Here is a 21,736-nt window from a genome sequence, read left to right as displayed (position 1 = left end):
GTCGGGCCTCAGTCGAAGTAGAGGGTCCAGACCTTGCCCTTGGTGTTGCCGTAGCCGTTGGAGTGGTCGACCTTCGAGCGCCACTTCCACCGGCCGCGGTCGGGGGCGAAGATGCGCGTCTTGAACACGCCGCTGTCGTTGGTCTTGACCTTCTTCACGGTCTTCCACTTGCAGCTGCCGCACTTCTTCTTGAGGATCTTCACCTTCTGCTTGGCGTAGGGCAGCAGGGTGCCGTCGATCTGCGGCTCCATGACGGTGCCCTTGAGCTTGAAGGCGTTGTAGGAGACCTGCTTGTCGCGCGGCGGGACCTCGTCGATGATCCGCTTCGGCAGCGACCCGGCACCGGCGCTCGTGGTGAGCACGCCGACGACGAGCAGGGCGGCGACCAGAGTCGCCAGGACGGTGCGGAGAGTCCGCATGGTGAGTTCCCCCTCGAGTGGTGATGTCTGACTGCCGCAGGGTCCCGACCCCGAGGCCACCCCATCGTAGGTGACGGGGCGCCTCTAGACTCCGGGAGTGCCAGATAGCCGACGCGGACTGATCTTCGGCGCACTGGCCTACACCCTCTGGGGCACGTTCCCTCTCTACTGGACGCTGCTCGAGCCGGCCGGTGCGCTCGAGATCCTCGCCCACCGCATCGTCTGGTCGGTGCTCACGATGCTGGTCATCCTGGTGCTGGCACGACGCGTCGAGCAGTTCCGCGCCCTGCTCCGCGACCGGCGCAGGCTGCTCCTGATCAGCTGCGCGGCCGTCGTCATCACCGTCAACTGGGGCGGCTACATCTGGGGCGTCAACAACGGCCGCGTCGTCGAGACGTCGCTGGGCTACTTCATCAACCCGCTCGTGACCGTGCTGATGGGCGTCCTCGTCCTCGGCGAGCGCCTGCGACGGCTGCAGTGGGTCGCGATGGCGATCGCGTTCTTCGCGGTCGTCGTGCTGACCCTCGACTACGGTCGCCCGCCCTGGGTCGCGCTCGTGCTCGCCTTCTCCTTCGGCACCTACGGCCTGCTCAAGAAGCAGGCGGGTGTCGGCGCCGTGGAGAGCATCACGCTGGAGACCCTCATCATCGCGCCGTTCGCAGCGGCGTACGTCGCCTGGCTCGTCGCCACCGGCGCCTCCACCTTCGGCACCAACGGCGTCGGGCACGCCCTCCTCTTCACCACCACCGGCGTGATCACCGCCGTACCCCTCATGCTCTTCGGCGCCGCGGCGATCCGGGTCTCGATGGTCTCGCTCGGGCTGCTGCAGTACCTCGCCCCCACGATCCAGTTCGCCCTCGGCATCCTCGTCTTCCAGGAGGACATGCCCGCCAGCCGCTGGATCGGCTTCGGCCTCGTCTGGGTCGCGCTCGCGATCTTCACCGTCGAGGCGCTGAACCACCGCCGCCGCCAGCTGCGCCTCATCGCCCAGGCCAGCGCCGTCTGAGCCCTTCCCTGGCGGCGTACGACACGCGGGCGGCGGTGGCCCACCCACATTCCGGCGACCAGAAATGTGGCTTCACCACCGCTCCCCCGGGCAGCGGTGGGTCACGCAGGTTTGCCGGCCGCGGAACATGCCTGACTCACCGCTCGCGCAGGCCGACGCGGTCTGAGTGAAGCCGCTCGTCTGACCGGGTTTCGACTCAGGAGGTGCGGGTCGCGACGATGTCGGCGAAGGACTCCAGCGCCGTACGGACGGGGCCGGGGTCGAGGGCCTCGAGGAGCTTCTTGGCGCGGGCGGCCTCGGCGAGCACGTGGTCGCGGGCCTGGTCGATGGCGGGGTGGCGACGCAGCAGCTCGAGCGCCTCGGCGTGCTCGGCGTCGTCGGCCAGCGGGCGGCCGAGCAGCGACAGCAGGCGGGCGTCGGCCGGGTCGGTCGAGGCCTGGGCCATGAGGACGGGGAGAGTGGGTACGCCCTCGCGGAGGTCGGTGCCGGGCGTCTTGCCGGAGGTGTCGGACTCCGAGGCGATGTCGAGGATGTCGTCGGTCAGCTGGAAGGCCGAGCCGACGATCTCGCCGTAGGAGCTCAGCGCCTCGACGACCTCGGGGCGGGCGCCGCTGAACATCGCGCCATAGCGGGCGGAGGTCGCGATCAGCGAGCCGGTCTTGCCGGCGACGACGTCGAGGTAGTGCGCCAGCGGGTCCTCGCCAGGGCCCGGCGGGACCGTCTCCATGATCTGGCCCTCGACGAGGCGGGTGAACGTGCGGGCCTGGATGAGGACGGCCTCGGGTCCGAGCTCGGCGGTGAGCTCGGAGGAGCGGCCGAAGAGGAAGTCGCCGGTGAGGATGGCGACGTTGTTGTCCCAGCGGGCGTTGGCCGTGGTGGCACCGCGGCGCAGGGACGCCTCGTCCATGACGTCGTCGTGGTAGAGCGAGGCGACGTGGGTGAGCTCGACGACGCAGGCGGCGGTCTCGACCGCCTCCGCGTCAGGGTCGGGACCGGCCTCGGCGGCGAGCAGCACCAGCAGCGGCCGGAACCGCTTGCCGCCGGCCATCATCAGGTGGGCCGCGGCCTCCGAGACGAACTCGGCACGCCCCTTGCAGTGGTCGGCGAGCATCTCCTCGATGCGCGCCAGCCGCTCGACCAGCCGCTGCTCGAGAGCGGGGTCGACGACGGGCATGGCGAGGGGCGAGTCGGTCACCTGATGAATTCTCCCGCAACCGCCGCGAGGTCGAGCACCGGGCCCGGCAGCACGCCGAGGACGAGGGTGATCGCGGCGCCGACGGCGATGGTCGTGGCGGTGAGCACCGAGGGGTACGCCACGCTCGGACCGTCGCCGACCGGCTTGTCGAAGTACATGACCTTGATGACCCGGACGTAGAGGAACGCCGCGACGATGCTCGCGAGCACGGCCGCGACCACGACCGGCCAGGCACCCGCCGCGAGGGCCACCGAGAAGACCGCGAGCTTGCCCACGAACCCGGAGGTGAGCGGGATGCCCGCCATGGCCAGCAGGAAGAACGCGAAGACGGCCGCCACGACCGGCGACTCCTTGCCCAGGCCCGCCCACCGGTCGATGGCGGTGGTCTCGCCACCGCCGTCGCGCACCAGGCTGACGACCGCGAAGGCGCCGATCGTCGCGAAGCCGTAGGTCGCGAGGTAGAAGAGCACGGCCTGGACCGAGCTGATCTCGCCGACGGCGAGCTGGTCGGAGGCCTGCAGGCCCACGACGCCGGTGAGGATGAAGCCGGTGTGCGCGACCGAGGAGTAGGCGAGCAGGCGCTTGATGTCGGTCTGCGTGATGGCCAGCGCGGCGCCGACGAACATCGAGAGCACGGCGATGATCCAGAGCATCGGCTGCCACGACCAGCGGTCGGCGCCGAGCGCGACGTAGAACAGGCGCATGATCGCGCCGAAGGCGGCGACCTTGGTGCCGGCCGCCATGAAGGCGGTCACCGGGGTCGGCGCGCCCTGGTAGACGTCGGGCGTCCACGCCTGGAACGGCACCGCACCGACCTTGAAGAGCAGGCCGACCGACAGCAGGCCCGTGCCGATGAGCAGCAGGCTCTGGTTGCCGACGTCGTTGCGCACGGCCTCGTTGATCGCAGCGAAGTCCAGGGAGCCGGCGTAGCCGTAGAGCAACGCGGCACCGTAGAGGAAGAAGCCGGACGAGAAGGCGCCGAGCAGGAAGTACTTGAGCGCTGCCTCCTGGCTGAGCAGGCGACGCCGACGGGCGAGGCCGCTGAGCAGGTAGAGCGGCAGCGAGAGGACCTCGAGGCCGACGAACATCGTGAGCAGGTCGTTGGCCGCCGGGAAGAGCATCATGCCGAAGACCGCGAACATCATCAGCGGGTAGACCTCGGTGTGCTCGCGGTTGGCCGCGATGGACGCGGTCTCCGCGTCGGTGCCCGGCACCGCCGCGGCCTGGCCGGCGAACGCCGACACCCCGCCGTCGAGGTGGCGCTCGGCGAAGAGCAGCACCCCGGCGATCGCCAGCGCGAGGACCAGGCCCCAGATGAAGAGGCTCGGCCCGTCGACCGCGATCGTGCCACCGACGGCGAGCACGCCGCGCGCGGCGCCGTCGTCGTACGTCTGGACGTCCTGCGCGACGAGCACGACACCGACGAGGGCGAGCACGAGGCCGCCGAGGGCCAGCACCACCTGGGCGGTGTAGCGGACCGAGCGCGGGAGGAACGCCTCGACGACGACGCCGAGGCAGGCGACACCGAAGACGACCAGCAGCGGCCAGAGCTCGAAGTACTCGACGCTGGGCTTCACGAACTCGGTCACTGGGGACCACCCTCCTGGCCGATGCCCACACTCGCGAGCGAGTCGTGGACGAACGGGTTGATGACGTCGAGCAGCGGCATCGGGTAGAAGCCGAACAGCACGAGCGCGAGCAGCAGCGGGGCGAGGATGCCCACCTCACGACGGTCGAGGTCGGCCACCGGGGCCATGCCGACCCGGTCGGGTCCGGTCATCGTGCGCTGGTACATCCAGAGCGCGTAGAACGCGGCCAGGACGATTGCGAGCACCGCGACCGAGCCGACCAGCCAGTGGTGGTCGAACGCGGCGATGATGACGAGCATCTCGGACACGAACGGCGACAGGCCGGGCAGGCCGGCTGCGGCGAGGCCGCCGACGAGGAAGAAGCCGGCGAGCACCGGGGCGGCCTTCTCGACCCCGCCCATCTCGCGGATGGAGGCGGTGCCGGTGCGGTGGATCAGGAACCCGGCCACCAGGAACATCAGCGCCGTCGCGATGCCGTGGTTGACCATGTAGAGGATCGCCCCGGTGCTGCCGTTGGAGCTGAAGACGAAGATGCCCAGCACGATGAAGCCGAAGTGCGAGAGCGACGTGAGGCCGATGAGGCGCAGGACGTCGTCCTGGCCGATGGCGACCAGCGCGCCGTAGATGATCGAGATCAGCGCGAGCACGACCACGACCGGTGTCGCCCACTGCGACGCGTCGGGCAGCAGCCCGAGGCAGAACCGCAGCATGCCGAAGGTGCCGATCTTGTCGAGGATGCAGACCAGCAGCACCGAGGTGCCGGTGGTCGCCTTCTCCGTCGTGTCGGCCAGCCAGGTGTGCACCGGGAACATCGGCGCCTTGATCGCGAAGGCGACGAAGAAGCCGACGAACAGCCAGCGCTGCGTCGTCTCGTCGATGTCGAGGGCGGCCAGGTCGCTGATGAGGAAGCTCGGGTTGCCCGCGTTCGCGGAGACGACGTAGAGCCCGATCACCGAGGCGAGCATGATGAGGCCGCCGGCGAGCTGGTAGATGAGGAACTTGGTCGCGGCACGCCCCCGGCCGGCCCGGCCGAAGCCGCCGATGAGGAAGTAGGCCGGGATCAGGGTCGCCTCGAACACGACGTAGAAGAGCAGCACGTCGGTGGCGGTGAAGACGGCCAGCGACATGGCCTCGAGGGCCAGGGTCCAGGCGAAGAAGGACTTCGCGCCGTTGTTGCCCGGGGCCTCCGACTCGTGCCAGCCGGCGAGCAGCACGATCGGCACGAGGACGACCGTGAGCAGGACCATCAGCAGGCCGAGGCCGTCGACGCCGAGCGCGTAGTGGACCCCGAGGGACTCGATCCACGTGCGGGTCTCGGTGAGCTGCATGCCGCCGCCCAGCGTGTACTGCGTCGCGGCCACGATGCCGGCGACGAGGGTCGCGGCGGCGAAGCCGAGGCCGACCAGCCGGGCGACCGCAGCCGGCACGAAGGCCGTGACGAGCGCGCCGACGAGCGGCAGCAGGATCAGGACAGTCAGGATCATCCGAGGTTCACCGCCAGCAGAGCGAGGACGACCAGCAGGGCGCCACCGAGGAGGGACAGGGCGTAGGAGCGGACGAAGCCGTTCTGGACTCGACGCAACGTGGTGGACAGGCCGCCGACGGCGGAGGACCCGCCCTCGACGACACCGTCGACGCCGACGCGGTCGAAGGTGGCCAGGCCACCGACCAGTCCTGCTCCGGGACGTACGACGACGGCGTCGTTGATCGCGTCGCCGTAGAGGTCGGCGCGAGCGGCGCGGGTCGCGAACGACACGTCCTGCGGGGCCTCGCGCGGGATCTCGCGCTTGCCGACCAGGAACCAGGCCGCGGCCACGCCGAGCGCGACGACGGCGGTGATGATCAGCGTGATCACGATGGCCGGCAGCGGCGGCTCGTGGTGCTCGGCGACACCGGTCACCGGCTCGAGCCAGGTGACGATCCAGTCGCCGAGCAGCAGGGCGCCGCCGAGGACGGACAGCGCGGCCAGCACGATCAGCGGCACGGTCATCACCTTGGGCGACTCGTGCGGGTGCACGTCCTTCTCCCACCGCTTGGTGGTGAAGAAGGTCATCAGCATCAGGCGGGTCATGTAGAAGCCCGTGATGCCGGCGCCGAGGAGGGCCAGGACGCCGATGACCAGGTTGTCGGCCAGCGCCGACTCGATGATCTTGTCCTTGGACCAGAAGCCGGAGAAGCCCGGGAAGCCGATGATCGCAAGGTAGCCCATCGCGAAGGTCAGGAAGGTGACCGGCATCGCCTTGTTGAGCGCCCCGTAGTGGCGCATGTCCACGTCGTCGTTCATCCCGTGCATCACCGAGCCCGCGCCGAGGAACATGTTGGCCTTGAAGAATCCGTGCGTCAGCAGGTGGAAGATCGCGAACGGGTAGCCCACGGGACCGAGTCCGGCGGCCAGCATCATGTAGCCGATCTGGCTCATGGTCGAGCCGGCCAGCGCCTTCTTGATGTCGTCCTTGGCGCAACCGAGGATCGCACCCCACAGGAGCGTGACGGTGGCGACGACGACGACCGCGGTCTGCGCGACGGGCGTGAGCTCGTAGATGAAGTTCGAGCGCACGACGAGGTAGACGCCGGCGGTGACCATGGTCGCCGCGTGGATCAGGGCCGAGACCGGGGTCGGGCCCTCCATCGCGTCGAGCAGCCAGGCCTGCAGCGGCACCTGCGCGGACTTGCCGCACGCGCCGAGCAGGAGCAGCAGGCCGAGGGCGTTGAGGGTGCCCTGGCTCGCCTCGCCGGCGAGCTCGCTGACCGCGCCGAAGTCGGTGGTGCCGAACGTCGCGAACATCAGCGCGATCGCCAGCGACAGGCCGATGTCTCCGACGCGGTTGATCACGAAGGCCTTCTTGGCCGCGGCCGCGGCCGACGGCTTGTGCTGCCAGAAGCCGATGAGCAGGTAGGACGCGAGGCCGACGCCCTCCCAGCCCAGGAAGAGGCCCACGAAGTTCGCCGAGAGGACCAGCATGAGCATGGCCGCGACGAACAGGTTGAGGTAGCCGAAGAAGCGGCGGCGACGGGGGTCGTGCTCCATGTAGCCGATGGCGTAGACGTGGATCAGCGACCCGACACCGGTGATGAGGAGCAGGAAGAGCGCGGCCAGCTGGTCGTAGAGCAGATCCATGCCGACCGTCAGCGAGCCGGTCTCGAACCAGGTCCACAGCTGCTGGCCGATCTGGCGCGACTCGGCGTCGCGGCCGAGCAGCGCGAAGAACAGCACGAGGCTCAGCACGAAGGAGAGTGCGGCCATCGCGGTGCCGAGGAGGTGGCCGTGCTTGTCGGCGGTCGCCCTGAGCGAGGTCGGCAGGAACGGCGCGACGCCGAGCAGCAGGATCGCGCCGAGCGCCGGGAGCGCGATGACCAGCCAGAGCAGGTCGAAGACACCGCCCGCGCCCATGTCGGGCGCGACCACGGGGGTCGTGTGGGCGCCCTCCTCGGCCATGGGGAGGCCGACCGCGAGGACTGAGTGGGACAACAGGTTCACAGGTGCTCCCTCAGTACTTCAGCAGGCTGGCGTCGTCGACCGAGGCCGAGCGTCGGGTGCGGAAGATGGTCATGATGATCGCGAGTCCGATCACGACCTCGGCAGCCGCCACCACCATCACGAAGAACGCGGTGATCTGGCCGTCGAGGTTGCCGTGCTGGCGGGCGAACGCCACGAACGCCAGGTTGCAGGCGTTGAGCATCAGCTCGACGCACATGAACACGACAATGGCGTTGCGGCGCGTGAGGACGCCGACGCAGCCGATCGTGAAGAGGATCGCCGAGAGGACGATGTACTGGGTCACTTGACGTCCTCTTCCGTGCTCGCGGGCGCGCCGGCCTTGCCGGAGGTCTCGGGCATCGTGGCCGGGTCGTGCCCGTCGAAGCCGGCGATCTGACGTCGTACGTCGTCGATGTCGTCGGCGAGCGCGGGAGCCGAACGGACCGTGCCGCGGGCGGCGAGCACCCGGGAGACCGACGACTCGGCGGCGGTGCCGTCGGGCAGCAGGGCCGGGGTGTCCACCGCGTTGTGCCGGGCGTAGACGCCCGGCGAGGGCAGCGGCCCGAGGTGCTTGCCGTGCTCGGCGTAGTCACGCATGCGCTGGGCGGCGAGGTCGGCCTGCGTCTGCTTCGGCGTCAGGCGCTCGCGGTGGGCGAGCACCATCGCGCCGAGGGCGGCGGTGATCAGCAGGGCGCTGGTCGCCTCGAAGGCGAAGACATAGCGGGAGAACAGGATGTTGGCGATCGCCGGCACGTTGCCGCCGGCGTTGGCCTCGTCGAGCCCGACCACCGCGCCGAGCGCGACCTGGCTGACACCGAGCACCAGCACGGTGCCGAACAGCAGGCCGAGGACGACCGCCATCACGCGCTGGCCGCGGATGGTCTCCACCACGGAGTCGGTCGCGTCGACGCCGATGAGCATCATCACGAAGAGGAACAGCATGAGGATCGCGCCGGTGTAGACGATGATCTGCACCGCGAAGAGGAACGGCGCGTCGAGCACGGCGTAGAGGAACGCCAGGCTGATCATCACGACGGCGAGCAGCAGCGCGGCGTGCACGGCCTTGCGGACGAACAGGATGCCCAGCGCGGCGGCCACCATGATCGGGGCCAGGATCCAGAACGTCATCGGGGTCCCCTCGGAGTTGTCGTGCGGAGGAGCGCAGCGGGGGAGGACGAGAACTTCGTGGGGTGGTTCATCGGGTGGCCCCCCGGTAGTAGTCACCCTCGTCGTCGCCGAGTCGCATCGCGTGCGGCGGCTCCTCCATGCCCGGCAGCAGCGGCGCCAGCAGGTCGGACTTCTCGTAGATCAGGTCGGCGCGGTTGTCGTCGGCGAGCTCGTACTCGTTGGTCATCGTCAGGGCGCGCGTCGGGCACGCCTCGATGCACAGCCCGCACAGGATGCAGCGCAGGTAGTTGATCTGGTAGACGCGGCCGTAGCGCTCACCGGGGCTGAACCGTCCCGAACCGTCGGGGAGGTCGACGTTGGACGCGCCCTCGACGTAGATCGCGTCGGCCGGGCACGCCCAGGCGCAGAGCTCGCACCCGATGCACTTCTCCAGGCCGTCGGGCCAGCGGTTGAGCTGGTGCCGGCCGTGGAAGCGGGGAGCCGTCGGCAGCTTCTCGAACGGGTACTGCTCGGTGACGACCTTCTTGAACATGGTCCGGAAGGTGACGCCGAACCCGGCGATCGGGTCCCAGAGGCTCTCCTTGATGCCCTTGGACCCCTGCCCGGACTGAGGGGACTCACTCATGGTTCTCCTCCGCTGCAGCGGTGACGGTGGTGCGGCTCTGGGCGAACGACAGCGGCGCGGCGCCTCCGCGGACGGCACCGCCCGTGGGCATCGGCGGCACGGGGAAGCCACCGGCGAACGCGTCGTGCGGCTCCTCGCTCGCCTCGATCGCGGCCTCCTCGTCCGAGGTGTCGCCCTTGTCGCCGACGAACATCAGTCCGACGGTCAGGACGAGCAGCACCGCGATGGCGGCGACGAGGTAGGTGCGGTTGATGTTGCCCTCGAGCGAGATGACGCGGATCGTCGCGACGGCCACGATCCAGGCCAGCGAGACCGGGATGAGGATCTTCCAGCCCAGCGCCATGAACTGGTCGTAGCGCATGCGGGGCAGCGAGCCGCGCAGCCAGACGAACAGGAAGATGAAGCAGAAGACCTTGCCGAAGAACCACAGCAGGGGCCAGTAGCCGCTGTTGGCGCCCTCCCACACGTTCTCGATGCCCCACGGCGCGGCCCAGCCGCCCAGGAAGAGGGTGGTGGCGATGGCCGACACGGTCGCGAGGTTGATGTACTCGGCCAGGAAGAACAGGGCGAACTTCAGGCTGGAGTACTCGGTGTGGAAGCCGCCGACCAGCTCACCCTCGGCCTCGGGCAGGTCGAAGGGTGCTCTGTTGGTCTCGCCGACCATCGAGATCACGTAGATCACGAACGACGGCAGCAGGATCAGGCCGAACCACAGCCGGTCCTGGGCGGCGACGATCTCCGAGGTCGACATCGACCCGGCGTAGAGGAAGACCGCGACCAGCGCGAGGCCCATGGCGACCTCGTAGGAGATCATCTGCGCGCTCGAGCGCAGGCCGCCCAGCAGGGAGTACGTCGAGCCGGACGACCAGCCACCGAGGACGATGCCGTAGATGCCGATCGAGGCGATGGCGAGCATGAAGAGCACGGCCACCGGCATGTCGGTCAGCTGCAGCGGGGTCTCGTGGCCGAAGAAGTTCACCACCGGGCCGAGCGGGATGACCGCCCAGGTGACGAAGGCGGGAACGACGGCGATGACGGGCGCGAGCAGGAAGACGACCTTGTCGGCCGCCTTGGGGATGATGTCCTCCTTGAGCGCGAGCTTCACGCCGTCGGCCAGCGACTGCAGGAGGCCGAAGGGGCCGTGCACGTTGGGCCCGACGCGGTGCTGCATCCGGGCCACGACCCGGCGCTCGAACCAGATGTTGAAGAGCGTCAGCAGCACGAGGATCAAGAAGATGAGGACGGCCTTGAGGGCGATGACCCACCACGGGTCCTGGCCGAAGGCGGCCAGGCCGGGGTCGGGCAGGTCCGCCGCCAGCGGGGCGAGATGCATCACTGGACCCGTCACTGTGCTGCTCCCTTCAGGGTGACCGTGCTGCCGGGCGAGGCGAGCTCGGCGAGGACGCCGCGACCGATCGACCGGGCCGGGACCCAGACGACGCCGTCGGGCATGTCGGCGACCACGACGGGCAGCGTCATGCTGCCCCGGTCACCGGTGACGGTGACGAGCGGCTCGTCGCCGGGCTGGGCCTCGAGCATGCCGAGCACCGACTCGTACGACGCGCGGCTCACGCGCGCGACCGGCCTGCGGGCGGTGGCGCGGAGGTGCTCCTCGCCGTCCTGCATCGAGCCGAGGTCGATGAGCTGCTTCCAGGTCGCCAACGCGAAGGCGGTCCCGGCGTTCTTCGGGGCCTTGGCCGGCTTCGGTGCCTTGCCGGCGTCGAGTGCCGGGCGGGCGCCGTCCCACGGGCCGAGCGACTGCATCTCGTCACGCACCTCGGCGACCGTGCGGAAGCCGAGCGGGCGACCGTGCCCGATCGCGGCGAGCTCGTCGGCGATGCCGGACAGGACGCGCAGGTCGGGCAGCGACGCCGGGTTGGCGAACACCGCGTCGAAGGACCGCGCGCGCCCGTCCCACGTCACGAAGGTGCCGGCCTTGTCGGTGACCGGGGCCACCGGGAGCACGACGTCGGCGACGCGGGTCACGTCGGTCTCGCGCAGCTCGAGGCTGACGACGAACCGGGCGACGTCGAGGGCGGCGCGGAAGGCGGCGGGGTCGGCGGTGTCGTCGGGGTCGACGCCACCGACGACGAGGCCGCCGAGGTCGCCCTTGGCCAGTGCCGCGACGATGGCGTTGCCGTCACGGCCGACCTTGGCGGGGAGCTGGTCCGCCCCCCATGCGGCGCCCAGGTCGACACGGGCTGCCGCCTCGGTGAGCGGACGTCCGCCGGGCAGGAGGTTGGGCAGCGCACCGGCCTCGACCGCGCCGCGGTCGCCGGCGCGACGCGGCACCCACGCGATGCGGGCGCCGGTGCCGGCGGCGAGCTCGGCGGCTGCGCTGAGCGCACCGTGGGTCTGGGCGAGGCGCTCCCCGACGAGGACCACGGCGTCCTTGGTGACGCCGTGCTCGGCGTCCTTGAGCGAGCCGATCACCTCGACCTCGGTGCCGGGCGCGGCCGGCACGAGGCGGCCGTTCATCTTGGTCAGCCCGCGCGAGGCGTAGGGCGCCACCGACACGACCTGCGTACGACCCTTCCTGGCGGCCTTGCGCAGCCGCAGGAAGAGCGTCGCTGCCTCGTCCTCGGGCTCGAGGCCCAGCAGCACCACGACGGGAGCTGCCTCGAGGTCGGCGTAGGTGACGTCACCGGCGAGTGCGACGTGGCTGGCGAGGAAGCTCGCTTCCTCGGCGCTGTGCGGGCGGGCACGGAAGTCGATGTCGTTGGTGCCGAGGGAGACCCGGGCGAACTTGGCGTAGGCGTAGGCGTCCTCGGCGGTCAGCCGGCCGCCGGTGAGCACGGCCGCGGCGCCGGCGTCGCGCAGGCCGCGGGCGGCCACGGCGAACGCTTCGGTCCACGATGCGGGGCGCAGCACGCCCTCCTCGCGGACCTGCGGGTAGGTGATCCGGTCGTCGACCTGCGTGTAACGGAAGGCGAAGCGGTCCTTGTCGCTGATCCACTCCTCGTTGACCTCGGGGTCGTTGCCCGCGAGGCGCCGCATGACCTTGCCGCGACGGTGGTCGACGCGGATCGCGGCCCCGCAGGCATCGTGCTCGGCGACCCCGGGCGTGGAGACCAGGTCGAAGGGACGTGAGCGGAAGCGGTAGTCCGCCGAGGTGAGCGCACCCACCGGGCAGATCTGGATCGTGTTGCCGGAGAAGTAGCTCTCGAAGGGCTCGCGCTCGTAGATCGCGACCTGCTGCAGCGCACCGCGCTCGGCGAGGGCGATGAACGGGTCACCGGCGACCTGCTCGGAGAAGCGGGTGCAGCGCGCGCACAGCACGCAGCGCTCGCGGTCGAGCAGCACCTGGGCGGAGATGTTGATCGGCTTGGGGAACGTGCGCTTGATCCCGCCCTTGGCCGAGAAGCGGCTCTCGCCGCGACCGTTGCTCATCGCCTGGTTCTGCAGGGGGCACTCGCCGCCCTTGTCGCAGACCGGGCAGTCGAGCGGGTGGTTGATCAGCAGGAACTCCATGATTCCCTGCTGGGCCTTGTCGGCCACCTCGCTCGTGGCCTGGGTGTTGACCACCATGCCCTCGGCGACCGGCAGCGTGCAGGAGGCCTGAGGCTTCGGGAAGCCGCGGCCGTTGCCGGCGTCGGGGATGTCGACCAGGCACTGGCGGCACGCGCCGACCGGGTCGAGCAGCGGGTGGTCGCAGAAGCGCGGGATCTGCACCCCGACCTGCTCGGCGGCGCGGATGACCAGCGTGTCCTTGGGGACGCTGACCTGGACGCCGTCGATGGTCAGGGTGACCAGGTCGACGTCGGTCTTCTCCGGCGCCTTGTCGGTCGCTGTCATGCAGTGGCTCCAACCGGTGCGAAGGCGGTCGAGGCGGCCGGGTCGAACGGGCAGCCGCCGTGGGTCAGGTGGGCGAGGTACTCGTCCCGGAAGTACTGGATCGAGCTCGAGATCGGGCTCGTCGCTCCATCGCCGAGCGCGCAGAACGCGCGGCCCAGGATGTTGTCGCACTGGTCGAGGAGCAGGTCGAGGTCGTCCTCGCTGCCCTCGCCCTTCTCCAGGCGGGCCAGGGTCTGCGCCAGCCACCAGGTGCCCTCGCGGCACGGGGTGCACTTGCCGCACGACTCGTGCTTGTAGAACTCGGTCCACCGCAGCACCGCGCGGACCACGCAGGTCGTCTCGTCGAAGATCTGCAGGGCGCGGGTGCCGAGCATCGAACCGGCCGCGCCCACGGACTCGAAGTCGAGCGGTACGTCGAGGTGCTCGGGGGTCAGCAGCGGCGTGCTGGAGCCGCCGGGCGTCCAGAACTTCAGCTCGTGACCTTCTCGGACCCCTCCGGCCAGGTCGAGCAGCTGGCGCAGCGTGATGCCCAGCGGGGCCTCGTACTGGCCGGGGTTCTTCACGTGCCCGGACAGGCTGAAGATGCCGAAGCCGTTGGACTTCTCGGTGCCCATGCCGGCGAACCAGGCGGCGCCGTTGGTGATGATGCTCGGCACGGAGGCGATCGACTCGACGTTGTTGATCACGGTCGGGCTGGCGTAGAGCCCGGCCACGGCCGGGAACGGCGGGCGCAGGCGCGGCTGGCCGCGACGTCCCTCGAGGCCCTCGAGCAGCGCCGTCTCCTCGCCGCAGATGTACGCACCCGCACCGGCGTGCACGATCAGGTCGAGGTCGTAGCCCGAGCCGTGGATGTTCTTGCCGAGGTGGCCGGCCAGGTAGGCCTCCTGCACGGCGCGCTGGAGGCGACGGATGACGTGGAGGACCTCGCCGCGCACGTAGATGAACGCAGTGTGGGCGCGGATGGCGTAGGAGCTGACGATGACGCCCTCGACCAGCGTGTGCGGGCTGGCCATCATCAGCGGGATGTCCTTGCAGGTGCCCGGCTCGGACTCGTCGGCGTTGACGACGAGGTACTTCGGCCTCGGGTTGTCCTGCGGGATGAAGCCCCACTTCATGCCCGTCGGGAAGCCGGCGCCACCGCGGCCGCGGAGACCGGAGTCCTTGACGGCGGTGATCACGTCGTCGGGCGTCATCGCGAACGCCTTGTCGAGGGCGGCGTAGCCACCGCGCTCCTCGTACGACGCCAGCGTCCAGGCGCGCTCGGCGTCCCAGTTGTCGGTGAGGACCGGGGTCAGTGTGTCCGTCACTTGCTCTCTCCCTCCGGAGCGGTCCAGCCCTTCTCGCGGGCGATCGCGAGACCGGCCAGCGAGGCAGGACCGGCGGCCGGTCCCTCATCGGCGCGGTCGTCGGGGAAACCGGCCATCACGCGCTCGGCCTCGCGCCAGGTGCACAGCCGCGGCCCACGGGTCGAGTGGACCTCGCGTCCGGCGCGCAGGTCGTCGACGACCTGGACGGCCGACTCGGGCGTCTGGTTGTCCATGAACTCCCAGTTGACCATCATCACCGGGGCGTAGTCGCACGCCGCGTTGCACTCGACGTGCTCGAGGGTGATCTTGCCGTCCTCGGTGGTCTCGTCGTTGCCGACGTCGAGGTGGTCCTTGAGGCGCTCGAAGATCAGGTCGCCGCCCATGACTGCGCACAGCGTGTTGGTGCAGACGCCGACGTGGTAGTCGCCGACCGGCTTGCGCTTGTACATCGTGTAGAAGGTCGCGACCCCGTTGACCTCGGCGGCGCTGATGCCGAGGACCTCGGCACACGCCTCGATGCCCTCGGGGGTGATCCGGCCCTCGACCGACTGCACGAGGTGCAGCATCGGCAGCAGGCCGGACCGGGCCTCGGGGTAGCGGGCCGCGATCTCGCGCAGCTCGGCCCAGGTCTTGTCGTCGAGACTCATCTGTCGACGCCTCCCATCACGGGGTCGATCGAGGCGATGGCGACGATGACGTCGGCGACCATGCCGCCCTCGCTCATCACGCTCGTCGCCTGCAGGTTGGTGAACGACGGGTCGCGGAAGTGCGCGCGGAAGGGTCGCGTACCGCCGTCGGAGACGACGTGGGCGCCCAGCTCGCCGCGCGGCGACTCGATCGGGACGTAGGCCTGGCCTGCCGGGACCCGGAAGCCCTCGGTCACCAGCTTGAAGTGGTGGATCAGCGCCTCCATGGACTCGCCCATGATGTGGCGGATGTGGTCGAGGCTGTTGCCCATGCCGTCGCTGCCGATGGCGAGCTGGCTGGGCCACGCGATCTTCTTGTCACCCACCATCACGGGCGCGCCCTCGAGGCCGGCGAGGCGGTCGGCGCACTGCTCGACGATCTTGAGCGACTCCCACATCTCGTTGAGCCGGATGCGGAAGCGGCCGTAGGAGTCGGCGGTGTCCCAGGTCTGGACCTCGAAGTCGTAGTCCTCGTAGCCGCAGTAGGGCTGGGTCTTGCGCAGGTCCCAGGCGTAGCCGGTCGAGCGGAGCACCGGCCCGGTGAGGCCGAGCGCGAGGCAGCCGGCCAGGTCGAGGTGGCCGACACCTTCGAGGCGTCCCTTGAAGATCGGGTTGGCGTTGCAGAGGGCGGCGTACTCCGGGAGGCGCTTCTTCATCAGCGCGATGAAGTCGCGGATCTCGTCGAGGGCGCCGGGCGGGAGGTCCTGGGCGACGCCGCCGGGGCGGATGAACGCGTGGTTCATGCGCAGGCCGGTGATCAGCTCGAAGAGGTCGAGCACGAGCTCGCGCTCGCGGAAGCCGATCGTCATCACCGTGAGGGCGCCGATCTCCATGCCGCCGGTCGCGATGGCGACCAGGTGCGAGGACATGCGGTTGAGCTCCATCAGGAGCACGCGCATGACCTGCGCCTTCTCGGGGATGTCGTCCTCGATGTCGAGCAGGCGCTCCACGCCCAGCACGTAGGTGGCCTCGTTGTAGAACGGGGAGAGGTAGTCCATGCGGGTGCAGAACGTCGTGCCCTGCACCCAGGAGCGGTACTCCATGTTCTTCTCGATGCCGGTGTGGAGGTAGCCGATGCCGCAGCGGGCCTCGGTGACCGTCTCGCCCTCGAGCTCGAGGATGAGTCGGAGCACGCCGTGGGTGGAGGGGTGCTGGGGGCCCATGTTGACCACGACCCGCTCCTCGGCGGACTCGCCGATGCTCTGCGTGATCGAGTCCCAGTCCTGGCCCGTGACGGTGAAGACGCGGCCCTGGCTGGTCTCGCCGGGCGCGGCGTAGAAGTCCTGCTCGGTAGTCATTCCGGGGTCCCCGATCGATTGTTCGTGGAGGAGCGGAGCGGAGGAACGGAGAATCGAGTGGGGTGGATCATCAGTTGTACGACCTTCGCTGGTCCGGCGGAGGGATGGACCCGCCCTTGTACTCGACGGGGATGCCGCCGAGCGGGTAGTCCTTGCGCTGCGGGTGGCCCGGCCAGTCGTCCGGCATGAGCACCCGGGTCAGAGCGGGGTGACCGTCGAAGATCAGCCCGAACATGTCGTAGGTCTCGCGCTCGTGCCAGTCGAGCGTCGGGTAGATGCTCACCAGGCTCGGCACGTGCGGGTCGCTGTCCGGCGCGGTGACCTCGACGCGGATGCGACGGTTGTGGGTCATCGACGTCAGGTGGTAGACCGCGTGCAGCTCGCGACCCGAGTCCTCGGGGTAGTGGACGCCGCTGACGCCGGAGCAGAACTCGAAGCGCAGCGCCTCGTCGTCGCGGAGCATCTGCGCCACGAACGGCAGGTCCTCGCGGCGGACGTGGAAGGTGATCTCGCCGCGGTGGACCACGACGCTCTCGATGGCCGAGGTGAGCTCGGTCGCCTCGAGCCGCGCCTCCAGCGCTCCGGCCACCTCGTCGAACCAGCCGCCGTACGGCTTCTGCGAGGGCGGCGGGAACACCGTTGCGCTGACGAGGCCGCCGTAGCCGGACGTGTCGCCGGTGCCGGAGACGCCGAACATGCCGCGGCGCTCGCCGACCGCCCGGACCTCACCGGTCGGGGCGGGCACGTTCTCCGGGGACTGCTCGGGCGCCGGCTGCTCGACGCCGCTGCCGGTGCCGGTCTCGGACTTGGCCTTCTCGAGGTTGCGCTCCTCGGCGGGACGCGCGGCCTCGTTCTTGTCGGTCTTGTCGTCGGACTCGTCCTGGGCCTTGCCGGCGGCCTTCTCGTCGGGCTTGTCGCTCACCGGAGCAGACCCTTCATCTCCGAGGTGGGCAGGGCACGCAGCGCGGCGGTCTCGAGCTCGGCGACCTCGTCGCGACGGTTGGCACCCAGCTTGGTGTGCTGGACCTGGTCGTGCAGCTTGAGGATCGCGTCGATGAGCATCTCCGGGCGCGGCGGGCAGCCGGGGAGGTACATGTCGACGGGCACGACGTGGTCGACGCCCTGGACGATCGCGTAGTTGTTGAACATGCCGCCGGAGGAGGCGCAGACCCCCATCGCCAGGACCCACTTGGGCTCGGGCATCTGGTCGTAGATCTGGCGCAGGACCGGGGCCATCTTCTGGCTGACGCGGCCGGCGACGATCATCAGGTCGGCCTGGCGGGGGCTGGCGCGGAAGACCTCCATGCCGAAGCGCGCGAGGTCGTACTTGGGGGCGCCCGTGGTCATCATCTCGATGGCGCAGCAGGCCAGGCCGAAGGTGGCGGGCCAGAACGACGCCTTGCGCATGTAGCCCGCGACGCCCTCGACGGTGGTCAGCAAGACACCCGACGGCAGCTTCTCTTCGAGACCCATCTCAGATTCCTCCCGTTGAGGGTCGCCAGGTGCGTGCAGTGCCAAGGCCGAGGAGCGAAGGCGACCCGGGTTTGGTCGTCGAGCGACGAGAACGCCGGCAATGTGCGTACATGGCGGCCATCAATCCCAGTCCAGTCCGCCGCGGCGCCACACGTAGGCGTAGGCCACGAACACAGTGCCGATGAAGAGGACCATCTCGACGAGGCCGAAGAGGGCCATCTGGTCGAAGTGGACGGCCCACGGGTAGAGGAAGATGATCTCGATGTCGAAGACGATGAAGAGCATCGCGGTGATGAAGTACTTCACCGGGATCCTTCCGCCTCCGACGGGCTGCGGCGTCGGCTCGATGCCGCACTCGTAGGAGTCGAGCTTCGCCCGGTTGTAGCGCTTGGGACCCACGACGGCGCTCATGATCACGGAGAAGACCGCGAAGCCCGTCGCGATGAGTGCCAGCGCCAGGATCGGCGTGTAGAGCTCCATCGCTTCCCTTCCGGTGGACCTGCGCCACGCCCTGGTGGGCCTGTGCCGTGAGACATGTGCCCTTGTGAATGGCTTCACGAGTGGCGCGGGCCACAGTCTAGGACTCCGGTGTCACATACGTCACGTGGGGGTCCGGACCAGCCCGGACGCCGCGATTGCGGGCCTGACCTGCGGATTTAGGTGACGATTGCGTGCACTAAATGCGCTGCGACTGGTCAGGCGGTCGCGCGGTGCAGCGCGACGATGCCGCCGGTGAGGTTGCGCCACTCGGGCCGCTGCCAGCCGGCCTCGGCGACCATCTCCGCGAGTCCCTCCTGGTCCGGCCAGGCGCGGATCGACTCGGCGAGGTAGACGTAGGCGTCGGAGGCGCTCGCGGTCAGGGAGGCGATCGCGGGCAGCGCGCGCATGAAGCCGTCCATGTAGAGGCTGCGGAACGCGCCGTTGGCGGGGGTGCTGAACTCGCACACCACGAGTCGGCCGCCCGGCCGGGTGACGCGGAGCATCTCCCTGAGCCCCGCCACCGGGTCGACGAAGTTGCGCAGGCCGTACGAGATCGTCACCGCGTCGAACGTGTCGTCGAGGAACGGCAGCCGGGTGCCGTCGCCGGCGACGAACGGCAGCGACGGCCGGTCCTTCTTCCCCTGCTGGAGCATGCCGACCGAGAAGTCGCACGGCACGGCGGTGGCCCCGTGGGCTCCGAAGGGCTCGCTCGAGCAGCCCGTGCCGGCGGCGAGGTCGAGCACCAGGTCGCCGCGCTGCGGCGCGACGGCGTCGACCATGGCGCGGCGCCAGGTGCGCTGGATGCCCGCCGTCATGAGGTCGTTGGTGAGGTCGTAGCGCTTCGCCACGGTGTCGAACATGCGACGAACGTCGGTCGGTTGCTTGTCCAGGTCAGCGCGGGCCACGCCGCGAGCGTAGGCGTCCGAACCCCGGAAGGTGCAACGCGGGGTGGTCGTCGTACGTCCCTATGATCACCACGTCGATCTCCAGGTCGACGGCTTCCGGGGGAGGACCCACATGTCACGTCACCGCGCTCCTGCGCTCGTCCTCGCGGTGCTCTGCGCCCTGATCTGCACCCTGACCGGTGTTGGCGGCGTCGCCGCGTCCGCCAGCGCATCCGCCGCCCCGACGGCGCGCGCCGCCTTCGCCCCGATGCAGCTCGGCGACTCGGGGTGGCGAGTGCGGGTGCTGCAGAGCCGGCTGCACCAGCTCGACCTGCACTCCGAGGTCGTCACCAACCGGTTCGACCGCGAGACCCGTGACGGGGTCGCGACCTTCCAGCGCCGCCGCGGCTGGACCGCCGACGGTGTCGTCGACGAGCGCACGTGGCTCAAGGTCGTGAGCCTGACGACCGAGCCGACGACCGAGGCGCTGCACAACGTCTACACCCCCGGCAGGCCGCTGCTGCAGCGCGGCGACACGGGCATGTGGGTGCGTCAGGTGCAGGCGCGCCTCGCACAGATCCGCTGGTACGACGCCGAGGTGACCGGTCGCTACACCGGCGCGACGGTGAAGGCGGTGAGGGGCTTCCAGGCGAAGCGGCGGATCCCGGTGACCGGCGCGGTCGACCGGCGCACGCTGACCCGGCTCAAGGCGATGACCCGGGAGCCGACGAAGGCCGAGCTGTTCAACATCGAGCCCTCGGGCCCGGCCCTCGACCAGCGCTGCCTCTCGGGGCGGGCGATGTGCATCGACAAGACGTCACGCTCGCTGCGCTGGGTCGTCGACGGCGTGGTCCTCGAGACCGTCGAGGTGCGCTTCGGCTCCGACGAGCTGCCCACGCGCGAGGGGGCGTTCACCGTGTTCCGCAAGTCGCGCGACCACGTGTCGAGCCTCTACGACACGCCGATGCCCTACGCCATGTTCTTCTCGGGCGGGCAGGCGGTGCACTACTCCCCCGACTTCGCCGCCAACGGCTACGACGGCGCGTCCCACGGCTGCGTCAACGTGCGCGACCGCGCCACCGTCGCGTGGCTGTTCGACCGGGTCCGGCTCGGCGACAAGGTGATCGTCTACCGCTCCTGAGCGAGCCGGCTCAGGAGCCGGGCGTGCCGGCGAGCGAGAAGGCCGAGTCCAGCCCGTCGCCCGCCCGACCACGACGCGGGAGCGAGACCGAGGCGGCCTCGACCTGCGGCGCCGCCGGTACGTCGACCACCGCGTGCTCGCGCGACAGCTCGAGCCGGACGGCCGGGTGGTGCGCGACGCGTCCGAGGCGGAAGCCCAGCGTGGTCGCCAGCGCGCTGATCCTGCGGTGGACACGGGCGTCCATCACCAGCACCCGCAACCGGCCGCCCCACCAGGGCGCCAGGGCGGTGACCTCGGCGGCGAGCTTGCGCTCCTTCGAGCCGAGCCGCGCCTCGGCGACCTGGGCGGACGCGGCGTCGAGGACCTCGCTCGGGGTCGCGTGCCACGGCGAGCCGTCGACGGTGCCGGCCTCGAGGAGGTCCTCCAGCACCCGGGCCGCCGTGTGGTCGAGCAGCACGTGGGTCGGCGCGACGTGGGCGAGGGCCGCCTCGAGCTCCTCCGGCCTCTCGACCCACGCGAGGGTGAATCCCGACGTGAGGTGCGCGTCGCGCGCGACGGTCGTGAAGCGGTCGGTCGCCTCGCCGGTCAGCAGGACGACGTCCGTGCCGGTGATGTCGGACAGCGCACCGGAGCACTCGGGGCGGAAGAGCCAGGCCTGGGCCTTCTCCCGGGGCAGGCCCAGCACCGGCGCGGAGGAGGCGCCGGCGCGCGCGCCGGCAACCCAGGACAGCAGGTCGGGCTGGCGCTTGCGCCGCTCGAGGCCCATCCCGCGCAGCCGCTCCCACGAGCGGTCGTCGCACTCGAAGAGCTGGGCGTCGGCCAGGGCGGCACGCCGCAGCAGCGACAGTCGGCTCTCGTCGTCGACGACGACGAGCCGCACCTCCACCTCGTCGAGGAGCCGACCCACCTCGGCGGGATCGAGGTGCTCGGGCAGCAGCAGCGGCACCGCGCCGGCGACGCGCGTGGCGAGCTCGAGCTCGAGCTGGCGGACGCCCGTCGGGACCCGGATGACCACCACCTGGCCCGGGTTGACCCCGGCCTCGATCATGCCGGCGGCGCCGTCGATCACGCGGCGGTAGAGCTCGTTCCACGTCAGCGTGGTCCACGAGCCGTCGCGCACCTCCGTCACCGCGACCTCGAGCGCGCGGTTGCGCGCGTGACGCTCCAACCGGACGAGCGGAGATTCGTGGGCAGGCACGTGCGGGCTCCTGGGCATCCTGGGGGTGTGTCGG

Annotated in this window: 19 protein-coding genes and 1 pseudogene; 2 read left to right on the top strand and 18 right to left on the bottom strand. The window is 70.2% G+C overall.

The window, feature by feature from the left end; genetic code table 11:
* Window positions 1–8: 8 nt before the first annotated feature.
* Window positions 9–419, bottom strand: a complete 411-nt coding sequence (locus HOO61_RS07690) for a hypothetical protein (protein WP_172257993.1) — start codon at window positions 417–419, stop codon at window positions 9–11.
* Window positions 420–516: 97 nt separating this feature from the next.
* Here HOO61_RS07690 and rarD point away from each other — a divergent pair, with 97 nt between their 5' ends.
* On the top strand, window positions 517–1,425 hold the full coding sequence (gene rarD / locus HOO61_RS07685; protein WP_367650064.1) for an EamA family transporter RarD: 909 nt from the start codon (window positions 517–519) through the stop codon (window positions 1,423–1,425).
* Window positions 1,426–1,621: 196 nt separating this feature from the next.
* Here the strand turns inward: rarD and HOO61_RS07680 are convergent, their stop codons facing one another.
* The 16 genes and pseudogenes from HOO61_RS07680 to HOO61_RS07605 form a co-directional block, all read right to left on the bottom strand.
* Window positions 1,622–2,620 carry a polyprenyl synthetase family protein gene (locus HOO61_RS07680; RefSeq protein WP_367650063.1) on the bottom strand — a complete coding sequence of 333 codons (999 nt, stop codon included), beginning with the start codon at window positions 2,618–2,620 and terminating at the stop codon, window positions 1,622–1,624.
* Window positions 2,617–4,209 carry an NADH-quinone oxidoreductase subunit NuoN gene (gene nuoN, locus HOO61_RS07675; protein ID WP_172257992.1) on the bottom strand — a complete coding sequence of 531 codons (1,593 nt, stop codon included), beginning with the start codon at window positions 4,207–4,209 and terminating at the stop codon, window positions 2,617–2,619. Before nuoN ends, HOO61_RS07680 begins: the two co-directional genes overlap by 4 nt.
* The gene (locus tag HOO61_RS07670; RefSeq protein ID WP_172257991.1) at window positions 4,206–5,693 is read right to left on the bottom strand and encodes an NADH-quinone oxidoreductase subunit M; all 1,488 of its coding nucleotides are present in this window, start codon (window positions 5,691–5,693) and stop codon (window positions 4,206–4,208) included. The genes nuoN and HOO61_RS07670 overlap by 4 nt, the downstream gene beginning before the upstream one ends.
* Window positions 5,690–7,600 carry an NADH-quinone oxidoreductase subunit L gene (gene nuoL, locus HOO61_RS07665; protein ID WP_216658740.1) on the bottom strand — a complete coding sequence of 637 codons (1,911 nt, stop codon included), beginning with the start codon at window positions 7,598–7,600 and terminating at the stop codon, window positions 5,690–5,692. Before nuoL ends, HOO61_RS07670 begins: the two co-directional genes overlap by 4 nt.
* A gap of 97 nt (window positions 7,601–7,697) precedes the next feature.
* Complete coding sequence (gene nuoK / locus HOO61_RS07660) at window positions 7,698–7,991, bottom strand: NADH-quinone oxidoreductase subunit NuoK (protein WP_129456153.1); 294 nt, start codon at window positions 7,989–7,991, stop codon at window positions 7,698–7,700.
* Window positions 7,988–8,824 (bottom strand): annotated as a pseudogene (locus HOO61_RS07655) (NADH-quinone oxidoreductase subunit J); the annotation flags it as partial. The pseudogene HOO61_RS07655 and the gene nuoK, both read right to left, overlap by 4 nt.
* A 58-nt stretch (window positions 8,825–8,882) precedes the next feature.
* Window positions 8,883–9,440, bottom strand: a complete 558-nt coding sequence (nuoI, locus tag HOO61_RS07650; RefSeq protein WP_172257989.1) for an NADH-quinone oxidoreductase subunit NuoI — start codon at window positions 9,438–9,440, stop codon at window positions 8,883–8,885.
* The gene (gene nuoH, locus HOO61_RS07645) at window positions 9,433–10,773 is read right to left on the bottom strand and encodes an NADH-quinone oxidoreductase subunit NuoH (protein ID WP_172257988.1); all 1,341 of its coding nucleotides are present in this window, start codon (window positions 10,771–10,773) and stop codon (window positions 9,433–9,435) included. Before nuoH ends, nuoI begins: the two co-directional genes overlap by 8 nt.
* A gap of 11 nt (window positions 10,774–10,784) precedes the next feature.
* Window positions 10,785–13,235: an NADH-quinone oxidoreductase subunit G gene (locus HOO61_RS07640; RefSeq protein WP_172257987.1), complete on the bottom strand. Its 2,451-nt coding sequence runs from the start codon at window positions 13,233–13,235 to the stop codon at window positions 10,785–10,787.
* On the bottom strand, window positions 13,232–14,542 hold the full coding sequence (gene nuoF / locus HOO61_RS07635; protein ID WP_172257986.1) for an NADH-quinone oxidoreductase subunit NuoF: 1,311 nt from the start codon (window positions 14,540–14,542) through the stop codon (window positions 13,232–13,234). The genes HOO61_RS07640 and nuoF overlap by 4 nt, the downstream gene beginning before the upstream one ends.
* Window positions 14,539–15,189, bottom strand: a complete 651-nt coding sequence (gene nuoE / locus HOO61_RS07630; protein ID WP_172257985.1) for an NADH-quinone oxidoreductase subunit NuoE — start codon at window positions 15,187–15,189, stop codon at window positions 14,539–14,541. Before nuoE ends, nuoF begins: the two co-directional genes overlap by 4 nt.
* Window positions 15,186–16,526 (bottom strand): NADH-quinone oxidoreductase subunit D, encoded by a 1,341-nt coding sequence (locus tag HOO61_RS07625; RefSeq protein ID WP_172257984.1) that lies wholly within the window; start codon window positions 16,524–16,526, stop codon window positions 15,186–15,188. Before HOO61_RS07625 ends, nuoE begins: the two co-directional genes overlap by 4 nt.
* Before the next feature lie 70 nt (window positions 16,527–16,596).
* Window positions 16,597–17,271: an NADH-quinone oxidoreductase subunit C gene (locus HOO61_RS07620; RefSeq protein ID WP_367650080.1), complete on the bottom strand. Its 675-nt coding sequence runs from the start codon at window positions 17,269–17,271 to the stop codon at window positions 16,597–16,599.
* Window positions 17,272–17,444: 173 nt separating this feature from the next.
* The gene (locus tag HOO61_RS07615) at window positions 17,445–17,999 is read right to left on the bottom strand and encodes an NADH-quinone oxidoreductase subunit B family protein (protein ID WP_172257982.1); all 555 of its coding nucleotides are present in this window, start codon (window positions 17,997–17,999) and stop codon (window positions 17,445–17,447) included.
* A 120-nt stretch (window positions 18,000–18,119) separates the two neighbouring features.
* On the bottom strand, window positions 18,120–18,479 hold the full coding sequence (locus tag HOO61_RS07610) for an NADH-quinone oxidoreductase subunit A (RefSeq protein WP_172257981.1): 360 nt from the start codon (window positions 18,477–18,479) through the stop codon (window positions 18,120–18,122).
* Window positions 18,480–18,694: 215 nt separating this feature from the next.
* Entirely contained in the window at window positions 18,695–19,384 is a 690-nt protein-coding gene (locus HOO61_RS07605; protein ID WP_172257980.1) for a demethylmenaquinone methyltransferase, read from the bottom strand.
* A gap of 112 nt (window positions 19,385–19,496) precedes the next feature.
* Here HOO61_RS07605 and HOO61_RS07600 point away from each other — a divergent pair, with 112 nt between their 5' ends.
* Window positions 19,497–20,504: a L,D-transpeptidase family protein gene (locus HOO61_RS07600; protein ID WP_172257979.1), complete on the top strand. Its 1,008-nt coding sequence runs from the start codon at window positions 19,497–19,499 to the stop codon at window positions 20,502–20,504.
* A gap of 10 nt (window positions 20,505–20,514) precedes the next feature.
* Here the strand turns inward: HOO61_RS07600 and HOO61_RS07595 are convergent, their stop codons facing one another.
* Window positions 20,515–21,702 (bottom strand): AMP-binding protein, encoded by a 1,188-nt coding sequence (locus HOO61_RS07595; protein ID WP_172257978.1) that lies wholly within the window; start codon window positions 21,700–21,702, stop codon window positions 20,515–20,517.
* Between the last annotated feature and the right edge of the window lie 34 nt (window positions 21,703–21,736).

Origin of the sequence: Nocardioides sp. zg-1230, assembly GCF_013155335.1 — a bacterium.
Lineage (GTDB): Bacteria > Actinomycetota > Actinomycetes > Propionibacteriales > Nocardioidaceae > Nocardioides.
Note: the sequence above shows the minus strand (reverse complement) of the source record. Positions and strands in the feature narration are given on the sequence as shown.